This is a genomic window from Pelomonas dachongensis, from assembly GCF_043555865.1.
GTDB classification, from domain to species: domain Bacteria; phylum Pseudomonadota; class Gammaproteobacteria; order Burkholderiales; family Burkholderiaceae_C; genus Pelomonas; species Pelomonas dachongensis.
The window spans coordinates 230057-248191 of the sequence record NZ_JBIGHY010000007.1 but is presented as its reverse complement, the minus strand read 5'-3'; the positions used below and the strand labels follow the sequence as shown (position 1 = coordinate 248191).

Below are 18135 nucleotides of genomic sequence, written 5' to 3'. Positions count from 1 at the left end.
GGTTGGCGGTCAGCGCGCCGCATCGCCGGCCGCGGCGGGTGGCACGTCGACGGCGTCGTCGCCACGCGCGCTGGCCGGGCCCACGGTGGTGCCCAGTCGGGCGCGCAGCGATGTGCCGGGCAGCCCCAGCACCTGCGCGTACAACGTGCCGCCCAGCAGCACCTTGCGCACGTAGTCGCGGGTCTCGTTGAACGGGATGTTCTCGGCCCAGATGGCCGCGTCCAGCACCGGGCCGTCGCGCCAGCGCGCGGGGCGGCCGGGGCCGGCGTTGTAGGCCGCCGCGGCCAGTGCCTGCGCGCCGTCGAAGCGGTCCAGCACCAGTTTCAGATAGCTGGTGCCGATGCGCAGGTTGAAGTCGCGGTCGTTGTGCCGGTCGGTGCTGTAAGGCACGCCGATCTTCTTCGCCGTCCATTTCGCCGTGGCCGGCATGACCTGCATCAGCCCGGACGCACCCACGTGCGAGCGTGCGTCCATGACGAAGCGCGACTCCTGGCGGATCAGGCCGAAGACGTAGGCCGGGTCGATGCTGCTGGCGCGGGACTCGCGCAGCAATTCCTCGCGGTGCGGCGTCGGGAAGCGCTGGGCGATGTCGACCTCCGCCTTGGTGCGTTCGCTGGTGTTGATGCAGCGGTCCCAGATCTCGCGGTCGCAGGCCTCCTGCGCGGCGGCCAGCAGCTGGCGGTCGCTCATGCCGCGCAGCGAGAAGTTCCACTCGCGCACGCCCTCGCTGCGCAGGCCCAGCGCCATGAGCTGCAGCGCGCGTGTCAGGCCCGGGTGGCTGCGCGCGGCGCGGCGCTCCTCAGCCGTCAGCGGCGTGGGTGGAGGCGGCAGCGTGGTGGGCAGGCCCAGTTCCTCGATGGCCAGCCGGCCGAAGAAGTTCAGCGCGCCGCCCTGCGGGGCGGTGGCCAGCGCGGTCAGCTGCGAGCGGGCCGCGGTGTTGTCGCCCTGCATGCGGGTGGCCCGGGCCTTCCAGTACTGCCAGGCGGGATCGCGCTGCTCGGCCGCGCTCATCTGCCCGATGGCCTGCAGCGCGACGGGCCACTGCTTGGCGCGCAGCGCGGCGCGCGCCCGCCAGGCGAGCATGTCGTCGCTCCAGTCCAGGTCGGGCGCGGTCCGCTGCGCGCGGTCGAACGCGGCCAGCGCATCGTCCTGTAGCCGCAGCGCGGACTGGCGGCCGATCTGCACCCACAGCCACGCCTGCAGGTCCTTTGGCAGCTTGCCCCATTTGTCGCGCAGCAGGTCGCCGGCCTGATCGGCATTGCTGGCGGCCACGCGCGCCAGCGCCAGCGTGGTCAGCTCGGCCTCCGCGCGCGGGGTGGGGCGGGCTTTGCGGGTCAGGTAGCGGCCGGCGTTGTCCTGCAGTTCCGCCAGCTTCTGGCTCAGCGGCTTGCTGTCAAGCAGCGCGACGGCCTGGCGTGCCGCCACCGGTCGGCTCTGCTCCAAGGTCTGGCGGGCGCGGTCCCACACCGTGTCGTGCTTGAAGATGCCGGCGTCCACCATCGCCGCGGCCAGCGCGCGGCAGCCTTCGTCGGCGTCCTTCTGTGCGAACCAGGCGGCGCGTGCGGCGTCTGCCGACACCTTGCCACCGCCGGCGTGCTCGGCAAGCAGCGTGTAGCAATGGACCTCGCGGTCATCGCGCATCTGGTAGCTCGCGTGGTCGCGCTTGAAGCCGGTCCAGTCGCGGCGCCGGCCCAGCTCCAGCAGCCAGTCGTTGCGCAGCCGGTCCTCGACATAGCTGGCCGGGTAGCGCGCGTAGAACGCGTCCATCTCAGCCTGCTGCACGGTGCGCAGGCGGGCGTTCAGGTCGAAGTACTCGACCCAGCCGGCCAGCGGGTGTTGCTGCGTCAGCGCGGCTTCCACCAGCGTCGCCAGGCGTGCGCGGTCGCGTTTGACCCACGCCTCGCGGGCCTGCTGGGCGAGGTCGGCCTGCGCGGAGGCTGCCGGCACGGCCAGCACCGCCGCCATCCAAAGACCCAGCGCCTGGCGCCCCCACCGATTCACGAACTGCCGACTCATTTCACCCATGCCCGTCGCAACTGCCAACGCGGGCAATTTACCCCGAGGCGGCATACATCATGAGTTCCAATGCAATCGCCCTTGACGACGACCGTGCCCATGACCGCCGCCCCTCCCGCCGACCGCTCCGAACTGCGCCGCCAGCTGCTGGCCGCACGCCGCGAATTTGCCGCGACGCCGGCCTTCCAGGCGGCCGAGCATGCGCTGCGCGCCGCGTTGTCGGCGCTGCTGGAGCGGCTGGAGCCCGAGCTGCTGGGCGTGTATTGGCCGTTGGCCGGCGAGTTCGATCCCGGCGTGCTGCCGTTCCCGCGCGCGCTGCCGTTCGCGCAGCGCGACCCTGTCGGCATGGTCTATCGCCGCTGGGACGGCGCCGAGCCCACCGCGCGCGACGAGTTCGGCATCGCCACCGCCAGCGGCGGCGTCGTCGTGCCGGACGTGGTGCTGGTGCCCTGCGTTGGTTACACACGCGAGGGCTTTCGGCTTGGGTATGGTGGGGGCTTCTTCGACCGCTGGCTGGCCGAGCACCCGGGCGTGACGACCGTGGGCCTGGCGGGTTCGGCGGCCGAAACCCACTTTGCCGTCGAGGCGCACGACCGCGCGTTGACATTGATCCTGACCGAACGCGAACTGATCGCTCCTGACTGAAATGCCATGAAGCCCTTCGTCCAAGAGACTACCTTGGCCGGTCCCTCGCGCGGACGGCGATGCTCGCGGCATTGAGCCGCTCGCACATCGCCAGACGGGCCGGCTTGGGAGCGGCCCGGCGTCCGGCCCGAAACACAACACCTCAATGAAAAGCTGAAAGGACCCCCGCACGATGCACGACGGCATGACCCTGATCTCGACGCTGGCCGCGGCCTTCGGCCTGGCGCTGGTGCTGGGCCTGGTGGCGCAATGGGCGCGGTTGCCGGCGCTGGTGGGCTACCTGCTTGCCGGCGTGCTGATCGGGCCGCACACGCCGGGCTTCGTCGGGGACCTGCATCTGGCGCAGCAGCTGTCGGAAGTGGGCGTCATGCTGCTGATGTTCGGCGTGGGTCTGCATTTCTCGGTCGGCGACCTGATGTCGGTGAAGGGCATCGCGCTGCCCGGCGCGATCGTGCAGATGGCCGCGGCGACGGCCATGGGCGCGGCGCTGGCGCACGGGTGGTGGGGCTGGACGCTGGCGGCTTCGGTGGTGTTCGGCCTCGCGCTGTCGGTGGCCAGCACGGTGGTGCTGCTGCGCGCGCTGGAGGCGCGCGAGCTGCTGCACACCGGCAACGGCCGCATTGCGGTGGGCTGGCTGGTGGTCGAGGACCTGGCGATGGTCCTGGCGCTGGTGCTGATGCCGGTGCTGGGCGGCCAGGGCGACGCACTTACCAGCGGCAGCGACCTGGCCATCACCATCGTGACGACGTTGCTGGCAGTGGCCGCGTTCGTCGCCGTCATGCTGATCGCAGGGCGGCGCCTGTTGCCGTGGATGCTGTGGCAGGTCAACCGCACCGGCTCGCGCGAGCTGTTCACGCTGGCCACCATCGCTGCGGCCATCGGCCTGGCCGTGGGTGCGGCGGCGCTGTTCGGCGTCAGCGTGGCGCTGGGCGCGTTCTTCGCCGGGCTGGTGCTGCGCGAGTCAGCCTTCAGCGAGCGCGCGGCGCACGAGAGCCTGCCGCTGCGCGATGCGTTCGCGGTGCTGTTCTTCGTGGCGGTGGGCATGCTGTTCGACCCGCTCATCCTCGTCGAGCAGCCGGGCGCAGTGCTGGCTACGGTGGCCGTCATCCTGGTGGGCAAGACGCTGGCGGCCGGCGCGTTGGTGCTGCTGCTGAAGTACCCGCTGTCCACCGCGCTGACGGTGGCGGTGAGCCTGGCGCAGATCGGCGAGTTCAGCTTCATCCTGATGGGCCTCGGACTGAGCCTGGGCTTGGTGCCAGCGCAGGCCAACAGCCTCGTCGTGGCTGGCGCCATCGTGTCCATCGCGCTGAACCCGCTGCTGTTCTCGGGCGTGGAGCCGCTGCGGCGGTTCGTGCTGGCGCGCTCGGCCTGGGCGCGCAAGCTGGAGGCGCGCGACGACCCGCTGGCCGAGCTGCCGGCCGACACGCCGCACACGTCGCTGGCCGGACAGATCGTGCTGGTGGGGCACGGCCGCGTGGGCCAGTCGCTGCTGCAGCAACTGGGTGGCAGGCCGGTCGTCGTCGTCGACCGCGACCGCGACGTCGTCGAGCGGCTGCGCGCTTCAGGACAGGCCGCCGTGCTGGGTGATGCGTCCGAGGCGATGACGCTGGTGCAGGCGCACATCGCGCAGGCCGCCTGGCTGGTCGTCGCACTGGCCGACGTGCGCGGGGTGCCGGTGCTGCTGGACCTGGCGCGCCAGCTCAACCCCGGCCTGCGCTGTGCCGTGCTGGCCTACACGGAAGAAGAGGCCGTGTGGCTGGCCGAGGCGGGCGTCACGCACGTCGTGCGCTCGCAGCACGCGCTGGCGCAGGCGCTGGCCAGCGTCGTCAACGACGCGCCGCCCGCAAGCGCCGTGCCTGCGCACTGACCCCGCTCACACGCCGGCCAGGGCGCTGCGCGTGAGCGCCGCCTGCTCGCGCACCCAGTCGGCAAACTGCTGCACCTCGGGCCGGCGGGCCGCGTTGGGGCCGGTGATGAGCCAGTAGCTGAACGGGCTGCCCAGCCGCGCGGCGCGGCCGAACGGCTCAATCAGCTCGCCACGCTGCAGCTGCTCGTGCACCAGTGGCAGCCGCGCCAGCGCCACGCCCTGGCCGGCCAGCGCGGCCTGGATCTGCTGGTAGGTGAAGTTGAAGTACATCCAGCGCAGCGGCTCCAGCTCGGCCTGGCCCTGGGCGGTCAGCCAGCGCCGCCAGCTCAGGTAGGTGGCGCTGGGGCGCGGATCGTCCTCCTCGGTCAGCGCGTGGGCGGCCAGGTCGGCTGGCTGGCGCAGCACGGGCAGGCGGCCGTTGCGCGTGCTTTCGGCGTACCAGGGGCTGAGCACGGGCGACACGGTCTCCTCGAACATCAGTTCGCCCGGTGCGCCCAGGTCGTGGCCCGAGGTGTAGCGCAGGGCCAGGTCGTGCTCGCCGTCGTCAAGGTCGGCCAGGCGGTCCAGTGCCGATACGCGGATGTCGATTTCCGGGAAATTCTGCTGGAACTCGCACAGCCGCGGGATCAGCCACAGCGACGCGAAAGACGCGAAGGTCGTCACGTTGACGACGCTGCGGCCCCGCGAGCGGCGGATCTGGCGCACCGTCAGGTCCAGCCGGGACAGCACCGCGATGGCGGTGGGCAGCAGCTGCGCACCGTCGCCGGACAGCTCCACCTTGCGCGTGCCGCGCAGGAACAGCGTGCAGCCGATCTCCTCTTCCAGCGACTGGATCTGGCGGCTGACGGCGGACTGCGTGAGGCTCAGTTCCTCGGCTGCGCCGCGAAAGGACAGCAGCCGCGCGACGGCCTCGAAGGCGCGCAGCGGGCCGACCGAAAGCGGGCGTTGGCGGATGGGCTGATTCATGCGCAAATGGTATCAATGCGCGCTCATGCATCATTGGACCGACCTGGGCTGCCTCAGCAAAATTGCTGACATCAATCCAGGAGCAGACATCATGAGCGATGCGCAATCCACATGGCATCTAGGCGGCGGCCGGGCGCTGACGCTGGCCGCTGGCGCCGAGGCACGCCGGCTCGCGGTGGCCTGCGGCCGGGTGTGGCTGACGCTGTCCGGCACCACCGACGAGCCGGCCCAGGACCACTGGCTGGAGGCCGGCCAGGCCATCGCGCTGCCAGCCGGCCGCACGGCGGTGCTGGAGGGCTGGCCCGCGGCCGACTTCGAGCTGCTGGTGCCGCCGGCGTCAGGGGCGGCGGGTCCGGGCGGCTTTCTTCTGGGCCGCCGGCTGCTTGGCGGCGGATTTGTCCGGCGCTGATTGGGCCGCCCGCTTCGCGACGGCCGCGGCTGAAGGCTTTTTCTTCACCTTGGCGTTCGCCGCCCGCAGCGCGGCCTCGAACGCGAGCCGCGCCCACGGCAGCATCAAGGGCGGCGATTCCAGCGCTTCTTCCGGCGCGCTGAAGTAGCTCATGACGATGCGATCGCCGTCCTTGGTGTCGAAGCTGAACGGCCGGCAGCCGGCGGCGATGAAGCGCTCGCGCGTCGTGTCGTCGGTTTTCAGGAAGAACTCGCCGTTCGCGATCAGAGCCATGAACAGCCCGTCCACGTAGAAGCCCCGGCCGCCGAACATGGCCCGCGTGCGCACGGGCCCCAGCGGCGACAGCAACTCCACGCACAGGTCGGTGAGGGCATCCATGCCGGCCACTGTAAGCTCTACGGCCATGGATGCGAACGACCGCGCTGCCCTTCGGCACAAGCTGATCGAACAACGCCTGGCCCTGCCCAACCGGCTGGACTTGGCGGCGGAACTGCAGGAGGTGCTGGCCGTCTGGCTCCTGCGCCGGCAGGAGAAGACCATCGGCGCCTACTGGCCCATCAAGGGCGAGTTCGACCCGCTGCCCACGCTGTACCGCTGGGGCGAGAACCACCCCGAGCGCCGCATCGGCCTGCCGGTGGTGGACAAGGAGCACGGCACGCTGCGCTTTCATGTCTGGTATCCCGGCTGCCCGATGGAGGAGGACGCCTTCCACATCCCCAAGCCCAAGGGCACCGAGGCCTTCCAGCCGCACCTGATGCTGGTGCCCTGCCTGGGCTTCGGTCCGTGCGGCCTGCGGCTAGGTTACGGCGGCGGCTTCATGGACAAGACGCTGGCCGAGATGCAGCCGCGGCCGGCTGCCGTGGGCATCGGCTACGCGCATGGCTTTCTGCCGCTGTTGAAGCCCAGCCCGCTGGACGTGCCGCTGGACGCGATGCTGACGGAAGAAGGCGTCGTCTGGGACCGCGAGGGCTGAGCGTCGTCAGCGGCGCGGCAGCGCCTGCCACCAGGCCGCGGCGATACGGCCCACCTCGGCCAGCACGGCCTGGTCCTCGTCGCGCATGCGGCCGGTCCGGCCCGGCGCGTCGTAGTAGGCGGCGATGACGACGGCCTGCCGCGCATCGGGCCAGGCGATGGCCACGTCGTTGAGCTTGTCGGCCATGCTCGAGTGCATGGCCGTGCCGGTCTTGTCGCCGGCGCGCCAGGCGGCGGGCAGGCCCGCGCGCAGCCGCTTGCGGCCGGTCTGCGTGGCCACCATCCAGCCAGCCAGCCGCTCGCGCGACGCGGGCGACAGCCAGTCGGAGCGCAGCATGCGCGCCGTCGTGCGTGCCATCGCGGCGGGCGTGGTGGTGTCGCGAACTTCGTCGCCCGACACCCGGTTCATCTCGGGCTCCATGCGGTCCAGCCGCGTGTGGGCGTCGCCCAGCGCGCGCAGCGACGCGGTGATGGCCGCGGGGCCGCCCAGCAGCGTGATCAGCAGATTGGCGGCCGGGTTGTCGCTGGTGACCTGCGTGGCCTCGGCGAGCGCGCCCACCGTCATGCCACCGGCCTTCAGGTGCTGCGACGTGACCGGCGCGTGCGAAACCATGTCCTGCTCGCCGTAGGCCACCCACTGGTCCAGCGCCAGTCGGCCCTCGTCGGCGGCCTTCAGCACCAGCCCGGCCAGCGGCAGCTTGAAGGTGGAGCACATGCCGAAGCGCTCATCGCGGCGCAGGCCGGTCTTTGCGCCGCTGGCGGTGTCCAACACCGCCACGCCGAGCCGGCCGCCAGCCCGGCGCTCCAGCGCCAGCAGCTCGGGATGGTCGGCCTCGGCGCGGGCCGGAGCAGTGAAGGCGGGCAGCAACACCGCAGCGGTGGTACTGGCGAGCGCCTGGCGGCGGGTGATGAGGCTCATAGTTCTTCTCGGGGTGGGTAACAGGTGCGGTGCATTCTCTGGAGAGACGGCTGCTGGGCACAATCGATGGTTTCTGAGGTCAGCTCTTAGTTTTCAAGGGGATCAGCTTGTCGCTGAATGGGGTGTCGTTGAACGGGCTGCGCGCCTTCGAGGCGGCAGCCCGCCACCTGAACCTGAGCCGCGCGGCCGACGAGCTGTGCGTGACGCAGGCGGCCGTCAGCCACCAGGTCAAGGCGCTGGAGGCGCAGCTGGGCCGGGTGCTGTTCCGCCGCCATGCACGCGGTCTGCTGCTGACCGACGAGGGCGAAGCGCTGGCACCCGTCGTGGCGCAGGCCTTCGAGCGCATGGGCGCGGCGCTGGCGGCGTTGCGCGAGGGCGGGCCGGCCGAGGTGTTGACCGTGGGTGTCGTCGGGACGTTCGCGCTGGGCTTTTTGCTGGAACGTCTGGCTGACTTCCGCGCCGGGCATCCGCGCATCGAGTTGCGCGTGCAGACGCACAACAACAAGGTCGACCTGGCCGCCGAGGGGCTGGACCTGGCCATCCGCTTTGGCGACGGCGCCTGGCGCAGCGTCGAGGCCGAGCCGCTGCTGGCCGCGCCGCTGGCCCCGTTGTGCGATCCGGCACTGGCCGCGCAGCTGCAGCAGCCCGAAGACCTGGCCCGCGTGCCGCTGCTGCGCTCCTATCGCCAGGGCGACTGGCCGGCCTGGCTGGCGGCGGCCGGTGCGCCGCGCGTGGCGGCGCGCGGGCCGGTGTTCGACGCCTCGGCGCTGATGGTGCAAGCGGCGCTGCGCGGCGAGGGCGTGGCGCTCGCGCCGCCGTGCATGTTCGCGCGCGAGCTGCGCGCCGGCCGGCTGGTGCAGCCGTTCGCGCAGACGCTGGATGCCGGCAGCTACTGGCTCACGCAGTTGCTGTCGCGCGAACCCACGGCAGCGATGCGCGCCTTCGCGGCGTGGCTGCGCGCCGAGTGCGCGGCGGCGGCTCGCGGCTGAGCACGTCGCGATGAACCGGCGGCGGTGGCGGCGGCAGCGACGCCGGCTGCCGGACAATGGCGCCACCTCCCTGCCACAAGCAAAACCACCATGTCCACCAAGCCCACCCTGCTGCTGATCGCAGCCACTGCCGTGCTGCTGACCCAGGCCGTGCAGGCCGCGCCCAAGCCCTGCGAAGAACTGAAGGCCGAGATCGCCGCGAAGCTGGACGAGAAGGGCGTGAAGGGCTACGAGATTGCCGCGGTCGAGAACGACAAGGTGGGAGATGCGCAGGTCATCGGCAGCTGCGACGGCGGCACCAAGAAGCTGACCTACGTGCGCAAGTGAGGAGCACGGTATGAGCCTCTACCTCGACCACCTCGCCACGCTGCAGCAACAGGCCGAAAGGGCCTTGGCTCGCTGCGGCTTCGACACGCTGCTGATTGCCGCCGGCATCGAGAAGTACGCCTTCCTGGACGACCGGCCCTACCTGTTCCAGCCGAACCCGCACTTCAAGCACTGGCTGCCGCTCACCAGCCATCCGCACTCGTGGCTGGCGGTGCGGCCGGGCCGCAAGCCGCGCGTCGTCTACTACCAGCCCGATGACTACTGGCATGTGCCGCCCGAAGCGCCAAGCGGGGAATGGGTGGACGCGGTGGAACTGGTGGTCATCCGCGAGCCCGGCGAGGCGGCGCAGGCGCTGGCCGACTGCGCCACGCCGCGCACCGCCATCGTGGCCGAGCCCGATGCGGCGCTGCCTGGCATCGCGCCGAACAATCCCGAGGCGCTGCTGAACCTGCTGCACTGGGCGCGCGGCGTGAAGACGCCCTACGAGCTGGCGCAGATGCGCGCCGCCCAGAGCCGCGCCGTGCCGGGCCATCATGCGGCGCGCGCGGCCTTCCTTCGCGGCGACAGCGAGGCCGCCATCCACCGCGCCTACCTGCTGGCCACCGGCCACACCGACCGCGACTTGCCGTACGGCAACATCGTGGGGCTGAACGAGCACGCGGCCGTGCTGCACTACCAGTACCAGGCCGAGAGCCCGCCGGCCGAGTCGCGCAGCTTCCTGATCGACGCCGGTGCGCAGGTCAACGGCTACGCCAGTGACATCACGCGCACCTGGGTGACGCCCGGGCACGACGAGTTCGCCGCGCTGGTGGCGGCGATGGAGGTGGAGCAGCTCGCGCTGGTGGACGAGGTGCGCGAGGGCGTGGACTACCGCGACATCCACCTCAGCACGCATCGCCGCATCGCCCGCGTGCTGCGCGAGGCCGGCCTCGTCAAGATGAGCGACGAAGCGATGGTGGCCGAGGGCGTTACCAAACCGTTCTTCCCGCACGGCATCGGCCACCTGCTGGGCCTGCAGGTGCACGACGTGGGCGGCTTCATGGCGGCCGAGACCGGCGGCACGGCCGACAAGCCCGAGGGCCACCGCTACCTGCGCCTGACCCGCCCGCTGCAGGCCGGCATGGTGGTCACCATCGAGCCGGGGCTGTACTTCATTCCGACGCTGCTGCGCCAGCTGCGCGCATCACAGCAGGCTGCGAATGTGAACTGGGACGCGGTCGAGCGTCTGTCGCGCTACGGCGGCATCCGCATCGAAGACGACGTGGCCTGCCGCGCCGCGGGCGAGGCGCCCGAGAACCTGACGCGGGACGCGTTCGCGGGCATTGCTGGCTGATGCCATGGCCCGCGCGGGCGATAGCTGGCGGTGGCGTGAGCAGGCAGTTTGAGGAGACACCCTCGGTCATCGCGCCCATGGCGCGTCTACCCCGGCTGTGAATAGTGGCTAACCATTACATCAGCCGGCCTCGGGAAAGCTGCGCTTCTTGGCGCCCTCCGCTACGCTTCGGAGCCGGTTATGTCCAAAGTTAGGCCGCGCAAACCAACCTGAGCTTTGCTCACCCAGTTCTCAACCACGCCCCGGCGTCCACTTCGTCCAGCCCATGAAATTCCTCCAGTCTGTAGCCATCATTGGCACCTCCGCCCTTCTCGCAGCGTGTGCCTCTTCGCCGAGTCAACCGCCAGTGGCTCCCAGCCCGACCGCCGAGTCGGTTGTTTCATCGAGCGCCGCGCCGCGCCTGGTCAAGTCCATCGACGGGAAGTACACGGGGGAAGTCAAGGGTGTCATCACCCGTGAATCACGGTTCTCAAAGCTCAAGATCGGTATGAGCACAGACGACGTACAAACTGTCTTTGGGCGCGCTCCAGACCGATCGCACAGCTATGAGTCTGGCAAGCGGTGGATCCCCTTCTACTTCGGAAACGACGCGCGCCGCATGCAGGTTCTGTACAAGGGCGAAGGTTGCCTCATTTTCACGGGTGGCAACGTCTGGGGCGGCGGTGGCGGCGATCTCATCCAGATCGAAGCTGACCCTTCTGGCAAGTGCTATGAGCAGTGAGCTCAGTTCAGGCCGCGTCAGGCAAGATTCTGGCGTGGCCTGACTTGCGGTGGACGGGCGCTGCGCCATACGGCGTTGCGCCCTGAACTTTGACGTTGAGTGCCCGCGTTCGGGCAGCGACGGAAGTTTTCAACGGTCGCAAGCCGCCCGCCGCCATGGACGAAGCGACAGGCTGTTGCCGGTCTCTCCATGGACCACCGAGTTGCACGCATAAGCGATCCCTCGATCAAGGCCGTCCTGGCCGGTCGGCGATGTCGGCCGTTGACTGGGGCCGAGGGTCGCCGTAGACCACACCCCGCCCATGGGTGCCCACGTACACGCGGCCAAACACCTTGGGATCACCGCTGATCTGCAAGATCAGGCCCCACTGGTGCGCGTCGTCGTTGATGCGCTGCCAGCCGTTGCCGCCGTCGGTGGAGCGGAAGATGCCGTACTGGCCCGCCACCGTGCCGACGAGGTACAGCGACGGCACTGACGACCCCGGCGCGGCGCGGCCGAAGCCGAACGCGTGGATCTGCGACACGGCCGGCAGCCGCTTCATCGCCTGGCCGTCGCCGCCGCGGTACAGGCCGTGGAAGGCGGCCAGCCACAGGTCGCCTTCGCGGCCGGGCGTGGCGTAGAGGCGGTCCTGGCCGCCGCGGTCGTCGCCGCGGTTGCTGTGGTTGTGCACGCCCGAGGCGGGCCGCATGACGGGGCCGTCCGGCAGCGCCAGCGGGCGGGCGCTGAAGCTGAGCCCGGCATCGTTGCTGCCGAACAGCTGGTCTTCGAACAGGGCCATCGCATGGAAGCGCCGCGGGTTCGCGCGGTCGGCCACCACGCGGGTGCCCGCGGGCAGGCCTTTGACGGGCGTCCAGCTGTCGCCGCGGTCGTGGCTGACGTGCGGCACCTGGCCTTTGGGCGTCCACACCCAGGCCTTGCCGTCGGCCGAAACCGCGATGAAGCCGTCGCCGACCGGCTTGCCCGCCGGGACGGCGCGGGGTTCGCGCCACGTGGCGCCGCCGTCCAGTGAATAACCCAGGTTCTTGCCGCCGTCGCGCGCGTGGCCGATACGCACGACGACTTCGGGCGCTGCTTCCGCGCCAGTCACGTCATGCGTGTTGCCGAAGAAGGGCGGCTTGGGGTTGCCAGGAGCCGGTTTGTCGAGGTCGGTGTGCACGAAGCCGGAGTAGTCGCCGATGGCCGTCACCAGTGGCACGCCTGTCGTAGGGCTGTGCAGTGCCAGCGCGACGGTCTCCTCGATGCCGCGGCTCATGACCTGCCAGGTGGTCGGTTGGCCCTTGTCAGCGGCGGTGAGGTTGAACGTTTCCCAGCCGCCGTAGCCGGTGGTGAAGATGGCGTGGTCGGGGTTGGCGGGGTTGATCTTGACGTCGAACAGCCAGTGCAGGTGCGTGTCGGCCACGTAGGGCGCGGCGGACGCGTCGAAGGTGGCAGTGGTGAACAGCGGTTTCCAGGTCGCGCCGCTGTCCACGCTGTGGAACAGTTCGTCCCCCTTGCCGCGGCCCGCTGTACTCGCCAGCAGACGCTTCGGGTCGCGCGGGTCCACGGCGACGGTGGCGTAGCCGAAGGGGTCGGTGGCGCCGGGAGGGGCGGGCGTGATGTCGGCCCAGCTGCCGCTGCGCGGGTCCAGCCGCCAGACGCTGCCGTCCTTCATGCGGTGCGGGCCGGGCTCGATGGCATAGGCAATGTAGAGCCGGCCGTCGCCGGCCAGCGCGGCGCGCATGGGGCGGTGGAGCGTGGGGCCGCCGGGCACGGGCGCCCAGCTGGCGCCGGCATCGCGGCTGACCCACAGGCCGGGCCGGCCGACGACCGACACGCCGGCGTAGATCGTGCGGCTGGGCTGGCCGCGTGTGCTGCTCGTGGGGTCGAAGACGATGAAGTTGATGGTGGCCTTGCCGTCGCTGCCGCCCCAGGACGGCGGCGGGCCGTCGCTCGCGTCGCGGCGCCACGCGGCGTCGGGGAATGCATCCACGCGCCGCCAGGTCGCGGCGCGGTCGGTGCTGCGCCACAGGCCGGCGTAGCGTGTGCCCAGGTAGAGGACGCGGCCGTCGTTGGGGTCCACCATCAGGCGCTCGCCGTTGCCGCGCCCGCCTTCGTTGGCACCGAGCTTGAACGGCAGGTCGGTGCGCTGGAACGTGCGGCCCCGGTCGCTGGAGCGCAGCAGCGCGCCGTTGGGCGCGGCGGGACTGGTGTAGGTGCCGCAGGCCAGGTAGACGGCATCAGCGTCGTGCGGGTCCACCGCCACGCTTTCGACGCCCATCAGGTTCACGTCGGCCAGGGACAGGCCGTCCAGCAGTGGCAGCCAGCGGCCGGTGGCCGTGTCCCGGCGGTAGGCGCCGCCCATGTCAGTGCGGGCGTAGGCCAGCCCCGGCATGGTCGGGTGGAACACGATGCCGTCGACGAAACCGCCGCCGACGATCTCGACGGCGCGCCAGTCGTACGGCGTGGTCGGTGGGGCCGGGGGCTGTGCGCTGGCGGTGGCACCGGCCAGTGCCAGCAGCGCACCCAGCAGGGGCTTGATGGGGTTCATGTCTCCAGCAGGGTCTTGTTCGAATGACGCCATGCTAATTTGTTCGCCTGGCGAACAAATGCGGTTTACCCGAGGAAACTGGTCGTTCCGGGTTCTGACCGGTCGGGCGTCGCGAGGCCTGCTCACCCCGGGTTCCCGGCAGGGTCGACGAGGGCCCCGAAATGGGATACTTGCTTCGAAACGGGCGGCCGCAAAAAATGGAACGGCCTTCCATTTGAAAAAAAGAGGCAGTGAGACATGAGCAGACCGATCACGATGAAGCACACGCTGGCCTATGGCAGCGCGAACCTGCTGGGCAGCGGTGCGCTGGCCATTGCATCGGCGTGGTTGCTCTACTTTTACACGACCTTTTGCGGTCTGACGGTGGTCGAGGCTGCCACGATCTTTGCGATCGCCAACATCGTAGATGCGCTCAGCAACCCCATCATTGGGTATATCAGCGACAATTTCTACAACACGCGGCTGGGCCGCAAATTCGGGCGCCGGCGGTTCTTCATTCTGCTCGGTATCCCCGCAGTGCTGCTGTATCCGCTGATGTGGGTGGAGGGTTTTGGGTTCTGGTATTACCTGAGTATGTACATCCTGTTCGAGCTGGTGTACACGATGATCATGGTGCCGTATGAAACCCTGGCCACGGAGATGACCGACGATTTCTCGGTGCGCTCCAAGCTGACGGGGTCCAAGGCCATGTTCGGCAAGGCGGCCAACTTCCTGGCGGCCTTCATCCCGGCCCAGCTCTTCCTGATCTACAGCAAAGAGTCGGCGGTGCCGTTCCTGCTGACCGGCATCATCTACGCCTGCATCATGTGCGCGGCCATGGCGGCGCTGTACTTCACCTCCTGGGAGCGGCCGGCGCATGAAGTGGTGCAGGAACGTGCTGGCGGCCTGTGGAAGGCGCTGCGGAAACTCGTGGCGGACATGATGTCCACCTTCCATCTGAAGATTTTCCGCAAGCACCTGGGCATGTACCTGTGGGGTTTCGGTGCGGAATGGCTTTTCGCCTCGATATTCACCTACTTCATCATCTTCTGTATCGGTCAAGACAAGGCCACGGTCGGTTATCTGAACAGTTTCAGCTCGGTGATGCAGTTGATATCGACGATGGCGTTCATCGGTTTGTGCATCAAGTTCGGTTTCGCGCGGCCCTACCGCGTGGCGCTGCTGGTCGTCTGCGGCAGCGTGCTGGCCTATGCCGGGCTGTTCTACCTGGGCTGGTCCAAGGAGACGACCGTCATCGCGCTGTTCGCCGTGACCGCCGTGTTCGGCTTGGGCACCGGCGGCGTGTACTACATCCCCTGGACGGTTTACACCTTCCTGGCCGACGTGGACGAGGTGCTGACCGGCCGTCGCCGCGAAGGCATCTATGCCGGCGCGATGACCTTCGCCGGCAAGATCACCCGCTCGGCCATCGTGTTCGCGATGGGCTGGATCCTCGGCCAGTTCGGCTTCCTGTCCGGCCAGGCCACGCAGCCCGACACCGCCATCAACGCCATCGTCGGCATCTTCACGCTGGGCGTCATCGGCTTGGGGATGGGCGGCGTGTACTACACCTACCAGATGAAGCTGGACCGCAAGAACCACGCGGTGCTACTGAAGGAGATCGCCCGCATCAAGTCGGGCGGTCGCATCGAGGACGCGCCCGCCGAGGCTCGCGCTGTGGCCGAGGAACTCACCGGCTGGAAGTACGAGCAGTGCTGGGGCAACAACAAGCTGGCTCCACAGGGCACGGAAGTGACGGCGCGGGCCTAAGCACCCCCCGGCGTCGCCCAGGCCGCTGCGTGGCGCCCCTCAGCGGCCCGCGTAGTCGATGAAGCCGCGGTTGATGGTGTTGATCTTGCGCGTGAGCCGGAAGACGCCAAAGCCGTCGCGGCTGCCCTCGTTGTTCGAGTTGCCTTCGATGGTCGTGATGAAGCCGCCCTGAACGGATTCGACGATGCCGGTGTGACCGGTACCCCCGCCGAAGGCCATGATGAAGATCATGCCGGGCTTGACGAGGGCGGGCTTCTGCGTCGCACGCGCACCGGTGATCTCGGTGATGCCGGCCGCCCGCGCCTTATTCCAGTGGTCTTGGCAGCCGGCGGTTTTGATCAGCGGGTTCCTGCGGCCAGCCTGTTTCGCCGCCTCGTCGAAGCAGTAGTACAGGAAGCAGGCACACCACGCAAAGCCATCGGTGCCGGCCTTGAGCCGCAGGCCGGTGCGGGTCTGGTAGTCGTCGACGCGGGGCCCGCGGTTCAGCGGCGGGCGCACCTCCCGTACACCGGCAGCGGCCTCGCCCTGCGCGATCTTCAGCGCGTCGCGCAGCAGCGCGTCGTCCGTGTCGACGGCCCCCGGCACGCTGTCGGCGCCGAAGAGCGCCTCCCACGCGACGCTGCCCACTTCGCCGTCGACCTTCAGCGGCGCGCCCTGGCTGTCGACGTGGCGGGCCTGGAACAGCATGACCGCCTGCGTCATCTTCGGCCCGAAGGCCGGGTTGTCGGCGTCCAGCGCCAGCCCCTCGGTGAGGCCCAGCGCGTCGTTGAGCCTGAGCTTCAGCGCCCTGACGACGGTGGCGCTCTTCTCGCCTGCCTTGATGATCCGTCCCGGAAATTGCATGGTGCGCTCCTGTCGGTTTGATCTGTTCACTGGCGCAGCAGGAAGACCGTCTCCTCGGCCTTGCCCTGCACGATCATCTGCCCCGTCCATTGGGGCGTCTGGCCCGCCGCCAGGGTCTTGCTGAGCTTGGGCTTGCCCAGCGGGGTGGCGGGCGCGTCGTTGATCTCCTCGAACTCGACCAGGTTGCTGAGCTGATGCTGGGCGTTCACCCAGATCTTGCTGTTCAGGAACCGGGCCGCCTTCGACTCCTCGCCCCGTATGGCCAGGGACTGGTCGGCCAGGCTCATGCTGCCCGGCAGCTCGCGAAAGTAGGTGTCCATGGGTGGCCTTCCGTCAGTAGGGTGGGCGGGGCGGCTACTTGAGGAGGCCTTGGGCCTTGAGCTGTGCCTCCAGTGCATCCGTCCGCGCGCCGCCGTCGCTGGCCCGCAGCTCCTGCAGCAGTGCGCGCCGCGTGTTGTGTGCGTCGAGCTGCTCCTTCAGGCCCAGTGCCTTCAGCGCCTGGTTGCCCTTCTGCACAGCCTGCGGCGTCTGGATGGCGTGGATCGCCGCAACGATGGCGCCGTTGCGGTCCATCTCGGACTCCGTCAGCACCTTCAGCGTTCGGATCTGGCCCTGCCCCTCCGCCACCGCCGTCTCGGCGCGAGCCGTGATGTCCTTGATGGCGCCCACGAGCGTGCCGGCGGTGTAGTAGGTCTCCAGGTCGCGGGCCGCCGCCGCGCCGTCATAGCGATCCGTACCGAATTGCTGGTTCTGCTTGATCTGCAGCAGGGCCTGCGTGCGGGCTGCGTCCATGCCGGCGATGAGCGCGGGCGCGGTCTTCTCGAAGTAGTAGTGCTTGTCGACGATGCCGAAGGCGCCGATCAGCGTGGCGCCGAACAGCGCGTAGTTGGTCTTGGCGGTGACGCTGTCAACGAAGGCCGCTGCGGTCGCGGCGCCGAGCGTGGTGCCCGCCACGGCAGTGGCGGCGTCGGCCCGGTCGGCCACCAGCGAGCGAACGAAGGCCGAGTACTGCTGGTCGATCACCGCCACGGCCTTGTTTTGCAGCCGGTTGCGAGTGACGGGGTCGGTCTCGACGGCCAGGTCGGCAATGTCCTGCGCCGTCAGTTGGATGGCGGCGACGATGGCGTCGGTGGATTGGTAGCGGGTCGGCGTGCCCCGCATCGTGTTGCAGCCAGCGAGTAACAGCGTGGCCAGTGCGGCCAGCAGAACAGCCAGCGAGCGCCAGGCAGGCAGCCCTTGCGTGAACAACGGGGTCATGGATCGCTCCCACACCGGATGGCCCAGATGCGCAGTTGTATTGCGGCCGGCGCAACTGCGCTTCCTCAGTTGTTGGGAGCAATTTCAATGGCTGGCCCGCAGCGGGGGCCTGCGCGGCGCCGCTCAGCGGGGGCGCAGGGTGGCGAGCAGCCCGTCACAGGCCGCCTCCACCAGGTCCAGCACCTCTTCGAATCCGGCCGCGCCGCCGTAGTAGGGGTCGGGCACGTGGTGTCGGCCCAGATGCGGCGCGTAGTCCAGCAGCAGCTTCAGCCGGTGCCGCTGCGCGGGGGGACACAGCGCGCGGGCGTGCGCGACGTTGTCGGCGTCCATCGCCAGCACGAGGTCGAAGTCGCTGAAGTCGCGCGCCAGCAGCCGGCGGGCGCGCAGCGGGCTCAGGTCATAGCCTCGCTTGAGCGCGTGCTCCTGGCTGCGCTCGTCCGGCGGCGCGCCGACGTGATAGCCGTGCGTGCCGGCCGAGTCCACCTCGATGTCCAGGCCGGCTGCCTTCAGCTTGGCACGCATGACGCCGTCGGCCGTGGGGCTGCGGCAGATGTTGCCCATGCAGAAGAAGAGGATGCGGCGCGTCATTGCCGCA

The 18135-nt window shown here is 69.7% G+C and carries 18 protein-coding genes; 9 read left to right on the top strand and 9 right to left on the bottom strand.

Features of this window, described 5'->3' with window-relative positions:
• Window positions 1-9 precede the first annotated feature (9 nt).
• Complete coding sequence (locus ACG02S_RS19370; protein ID WP_394472130.1) at window positions 10-2016, bottom strand: lytic transglycosylase domain-containing protein; 2007 nt, start codon at window positions 2014-2016, stop codon at window positions 10-12.
• Between the two features lie 69 nt (window positions 2017-2085).
• Here ACG02S_RS19370 and ACG02S_RS19365 point away from each other — a divergent pair, with 69 nt between their 5' ends.
• Entirely contained in the window at window positions 2086-2661 is a 576-nt protein-coding gene (locus ACG02S_RS19365) for a 5-formyltetrahydrofolate cyclo-ligase (protein ID WP_394472129.1), read from the top strand.
• A 184-nt stretch (window positions 2662-2845) separates the two neighbouring features.
• Window positions 2846-4528, top strand: coding sequence for a cation:proton antiporter (locus tag ACG02S_RS19360; RefSeq protein WP_394472128.1), 1683 nt, complete (start codon window positions 2846-2848; stop codon window positions 4526-4528).
• Between the two features lie 6 nt (window positions 4529-4534).
• Here ACG02S_RS19360 and ACG02S_RS19355 read toward each other — a convergent pair whose 3' ends face one another.
• Window positions 4535-5494: a LysR substrate-binding domain-containing protein gene (locus ACG02S_RS19355; protein ID WP_394472127.1), complete on the bottom strand. Its 960-nt coding sequence runs from the start codon at window positions 5492-5494 to the stop codon at window positions 4535-4537.
• A 91-nt stretch (window positions 5495-5585) separates the two neighbouring features.
• Here ACG02S_RS19355 and ACG02S_RS19350 point away from each other — a divergent pair, with 91 nt between their 5' ends.
• Window positions 5586-5903, top strand: coding sequence for a DUF2917 domain-containing protein (locus tag ACG02S_RS19350; RefSeq protein ID WP_394472126.1), 318 nt, complete (start codon window positions 5586-5588; stop codon window positions 5901-5903).
• Here the strand turns inward: ACG02S_RS19350 and ACG02S_RS19345 are convergent.
• Window positions 5832-6281 (bottom strand): TfoX/Sxy family protein, encoded by a 450-nt coding sequence (locus ACG02S_RS19345; RefSeq protein WP_394472125.1) that lies wholly within the window; start codon window positions 6279-6281, stop codon window positions 5832-5834. The two genes, ACG02S_RS19350 and ACG02S_RS19345, sit on opposite strands and share 72 nt — an antisense overlap.
• A 25-nt stretch (window positions 6282-6306) precedes the next feature.
• Between ACG02S_RS19345 and ACG02S_RS19340 the strand changes: the two genes are divergently transcribed.
• On the top strand, window positions 6307-6876 hold the full coding sequence (locus ACG02S_RS19340; protein WP_394472124.1) for a 5-formyltetrahydrofolate cyclo-ligase: 570 nt from the start codon (window positions 6307-6309) through the stop codon (window positions 6874-6876).
• Between the two features lie 6 nt (window positions 6877-6882).
• On the opposite strand, the gene bla is transcribed toward ACG02S_RS19340, so the two are convergent.
• Entirely contained in the window at window positions 6883-7794 is a 912-nt protein-coding gene (bla, locus tag ACG02S_RS19335) for a class A beta-lactamase (protein ID WP_394472123.1), read from the bottom strand.
• Window positions 7795-7901: 107 nt separating this feature from the next.
• Between bla and ACG02S_RS19330 the strand changes: the two genes are divergently transcribed.
• The 4 genes from ACG02S_RS19330 to ACG02S_RS19315 all read left to right on the top strand — a co-directional run bounded on the left by ACG02S_RS19330 (window position 7902) and on the right by ACG02S_RS19315 (window position 11164).
• Window positions 7902-8783, top strand: coding sequence for a LysR family transcriptional regulator (locus ACG02S_RS19330; protein ID WP_394472122.1), 882 nt, complete (start codon window positions 7902-7904; stop codon window positions 8781-8783).
• A 90-nt stretch (window positions 8784-8873) separates the two neighbouring features.
• Entirely contained in the window at window positions 8874-9110 is a 237-nt protein-coding gene (locus ACG02S_RS19325; protein WP_394472121.1) for a DUF1161 domain-containing protein, read from the top strand.
• A gap of 10 nt (window positions 9111-9120) precedes the next feature.
• Window positions 9121-10443 (top strand): Xaa-Pro dipeptidase, encoded by a 1323-nt coding sequence (gene pepQ, locus ACG02S_RS19320; protein WP_394472120.1) that lies wholly within the window; start codon window positions 9121-9123, stop codon window positions 10441-10443.
• Window positions 10444-10708: 265 nt separating this feature from the next.
• Window positions 10709-11164, top strand: a complete 456-nt coding sequence (locus tag ACG02S_RS19315) for a YajG family lipoprotein (protein ID WP_394472119.1) — start codon at window positions 10709-10711, stop codon at window positions 11162-11164.
• A gap of 226 nt (window positions 11165-11390) precedes the next feature.
• Here the strand turns inward: ACG02S_RS19315 and ACG02S_RS19310 are convergent, their stop codons facing one another.
• Window positions 11391-13691: a beta propeller repeat protein gene (locus ACG02S_RS19310; RefSeq protein WP_394472118.1), complete on the bottom strand. Its 2301-nt coding sequence runs from the start codon at window positions 13689-13691 to the stop codon at window positions 11391-11393.
• A gap of 237 nt (window positions 13692-13928) precedes the next feature.
• Here ACG02S_RS19310 and ACG02S_RS19305 point away from each other — a divergent pair, with 237 nt between their 5' ends.
• A complete protein-coding gene (locus ACG02S_RS19305; RefSeq protein WP_394472117.1) occupies window positions 13929-15440 on the top strand; it encodes an MFS transporter in 1512 nt (503 codons plus the stop codon).
• A gap of 39 nt (window positions 15441-15479) precedes the next feature.
• Here ACG02S_RS19305 and ACG02S_RS19300 read toward each other — a convergent pair whose 3' ends face one another.
• The 4 genes from ACG02S_RS19300 to ACG02S_RS19285 all read right to left on the bottom strand — a co-directional run bounded on the left by ACG02S_RS19300 (window position 15480) and on the right by ACG02S_RS19285 (window position 18128).
• Window positions 15480-16283, bottom strand: coding sequence for a CHAP domain-containing protein (locus ACG02S_RS19300; RefSeq protein ID WP_394472116.1), 804 nt, complete (start codon window positions 16281-16283; stop codon window positions 15480-15482).
• Window positions 16284-16309: 26 nt separating this feature from the next.
• A complete protein-coding gene (locus tag ACG02S_RS19295) occupies window positions 16310-16603 on the bottom strand; it encodes a hypothetical protein (protein ID WP_394472115.1) in 294 nt (97 codons plus the stop codon).
• Between the two features lie 34 nt (window positions 16604-16637).
• Window positions 16638-17540: a hypothetical protein gene (locus tag ACG02S_RS19290; protein WP_394472114.1), complete on the bottom strand. Its 903-nt coding sequence runs from the start codon at window positions 17538-17540 to the stop codon at window positions 16638-16640.
• A 123-nt stretch (window positions 17541-17663) separates the two neighbouring features.
• Window positions 17664-18128 carry a low molecular weight protein-tyrosine-phosphatase gene (locus tag ACG02S_RS19285; RefSeq protein ID WP_394472113.1) on the bottom strand — a complete coding sequence of 155 codons (465 nt, stop codon included), beginning with the start codon at window positions 18126-18128 and terminating at the stop codon, window positions 17664-17666.
• Window positions 18129-18135 lie beyond the last annotated feature (7 nt).

Coding starts and splice junctions, on each gene's coding strand:
- ACG02S_RS19370 (WP_394472130.1), bottom strand. CDS start 2,016: ATGAGTCGGCAGTTCGTGAATCGGTGGGGGCGCCAGGCGCTGGGTCTT.
- ACG02S_RS19365 (WP_394472129.1), top strand. CDS start 2,086: ATGCAATCGCCCTTGACGACGACCGTGCCCATGACCGCCGCCCCTCCC.
- ACG02S_RS19360 (WP_394472128.1), top strand. CDS start 2,846: ATGACCCTGATCTCGACGCTGGCCGCGGCCTTCGGCCTGGCGCTGGTG.
- ACG02S_RS19355 (WP_394472127.1), bottom strand. CDS start 5,494: ATGAATCAGCCCATCCGCCAACGCCCGCTTTCGGTCGGCCCGCTGCGC.
- ACG02S_RS19350 (WP_394472126.1), top strand. CDS start 5,586: ATGAGCGATGCGCAATCCACATGGCATCTAGGCGGCGGCCGGGCGCTG.
- ACG02S_RS19345 (WP_394472125.1), bottom strand. CDS start 6,281: ATGGATGCCCTCACCGACCTGTGCGTGGAGTTGCTGTCGCCGCTGGGG.
- ACG02S_RS19340 (WP_394472124.1), top strand. CDS start 6,307: ATGGATGCGAACGACCGCGCTGCCCTTCGGCACAAGCTGATCGAACAA.
- bla (WP_394472123.1), bottom strand. CDS start 7,794: ATGAGCCTCATCACCCGCCGCCAGGCGCTCGCCAGTACCACCGCTGCG.
- ACG02S_RS19325 (WP_394472121.1), top strand. CDS start 8,874: ATGTCCACCAAGCCCACCCTGCTGCTGATCGCAGCCACTGCCGTGCTG.
- pepQ (WP_394472120.1), top strand. CDS start 9,121: ATGAGCCTCTACCTCGACCACCTCGCCACGCTGCAGCAACAGGCCGAA.
- ACG02S_RS19315 (WP_394472119.1), top strand. CDS start 10,709: ATGAAATTCCTCCAGTCTGTAGCCATCATTGGCACCTCCGCCCTTCTC.
- ACG02S_RS19310 (WP_394472118.1), bottom strand. CDS start 13,691: ATGAACCCCATCAAGCCCCTGCTGGGTGCGCTGCTGGCACTGGCCGGT.
- ACG02S_RS19305 (WP_394472117.1), top strand. CDS start 13,929: ATGAGCAGACCGATCACGATGAAGCACACGCTGGCCTATGGCAGCGCG.
- ACG02S_RS19300 (WP_394472116.1), bottom strand. CDS start 16,283: ATGCAATTTCCGGGACGGATCATCAAGGCAGGCGAGAAGAGCGCCACC.
- ACG02S_RS19295 (WP_394472115.1), bottom strand. CDS start 16,603: ATGGACACCTACTTTCGCGAGCTGCCGGGCAGCATGAGCCTGGCCGAC.
- ACG02S_RS19290 (WP_394472114.1), bottom strand. CDS start 17,540: ATGACCCCGTTGTTCACGCAAGGGCTGCCTGCCTGGCGCTCGCTGGCT.
- ACG02S_RS19285 (WP_394472113.1), bottom strand. CDS start 18,128: ATGACGCGCCGCATCCTCTTCTTCTGCATGGGCAACATCTGCCGCAGC.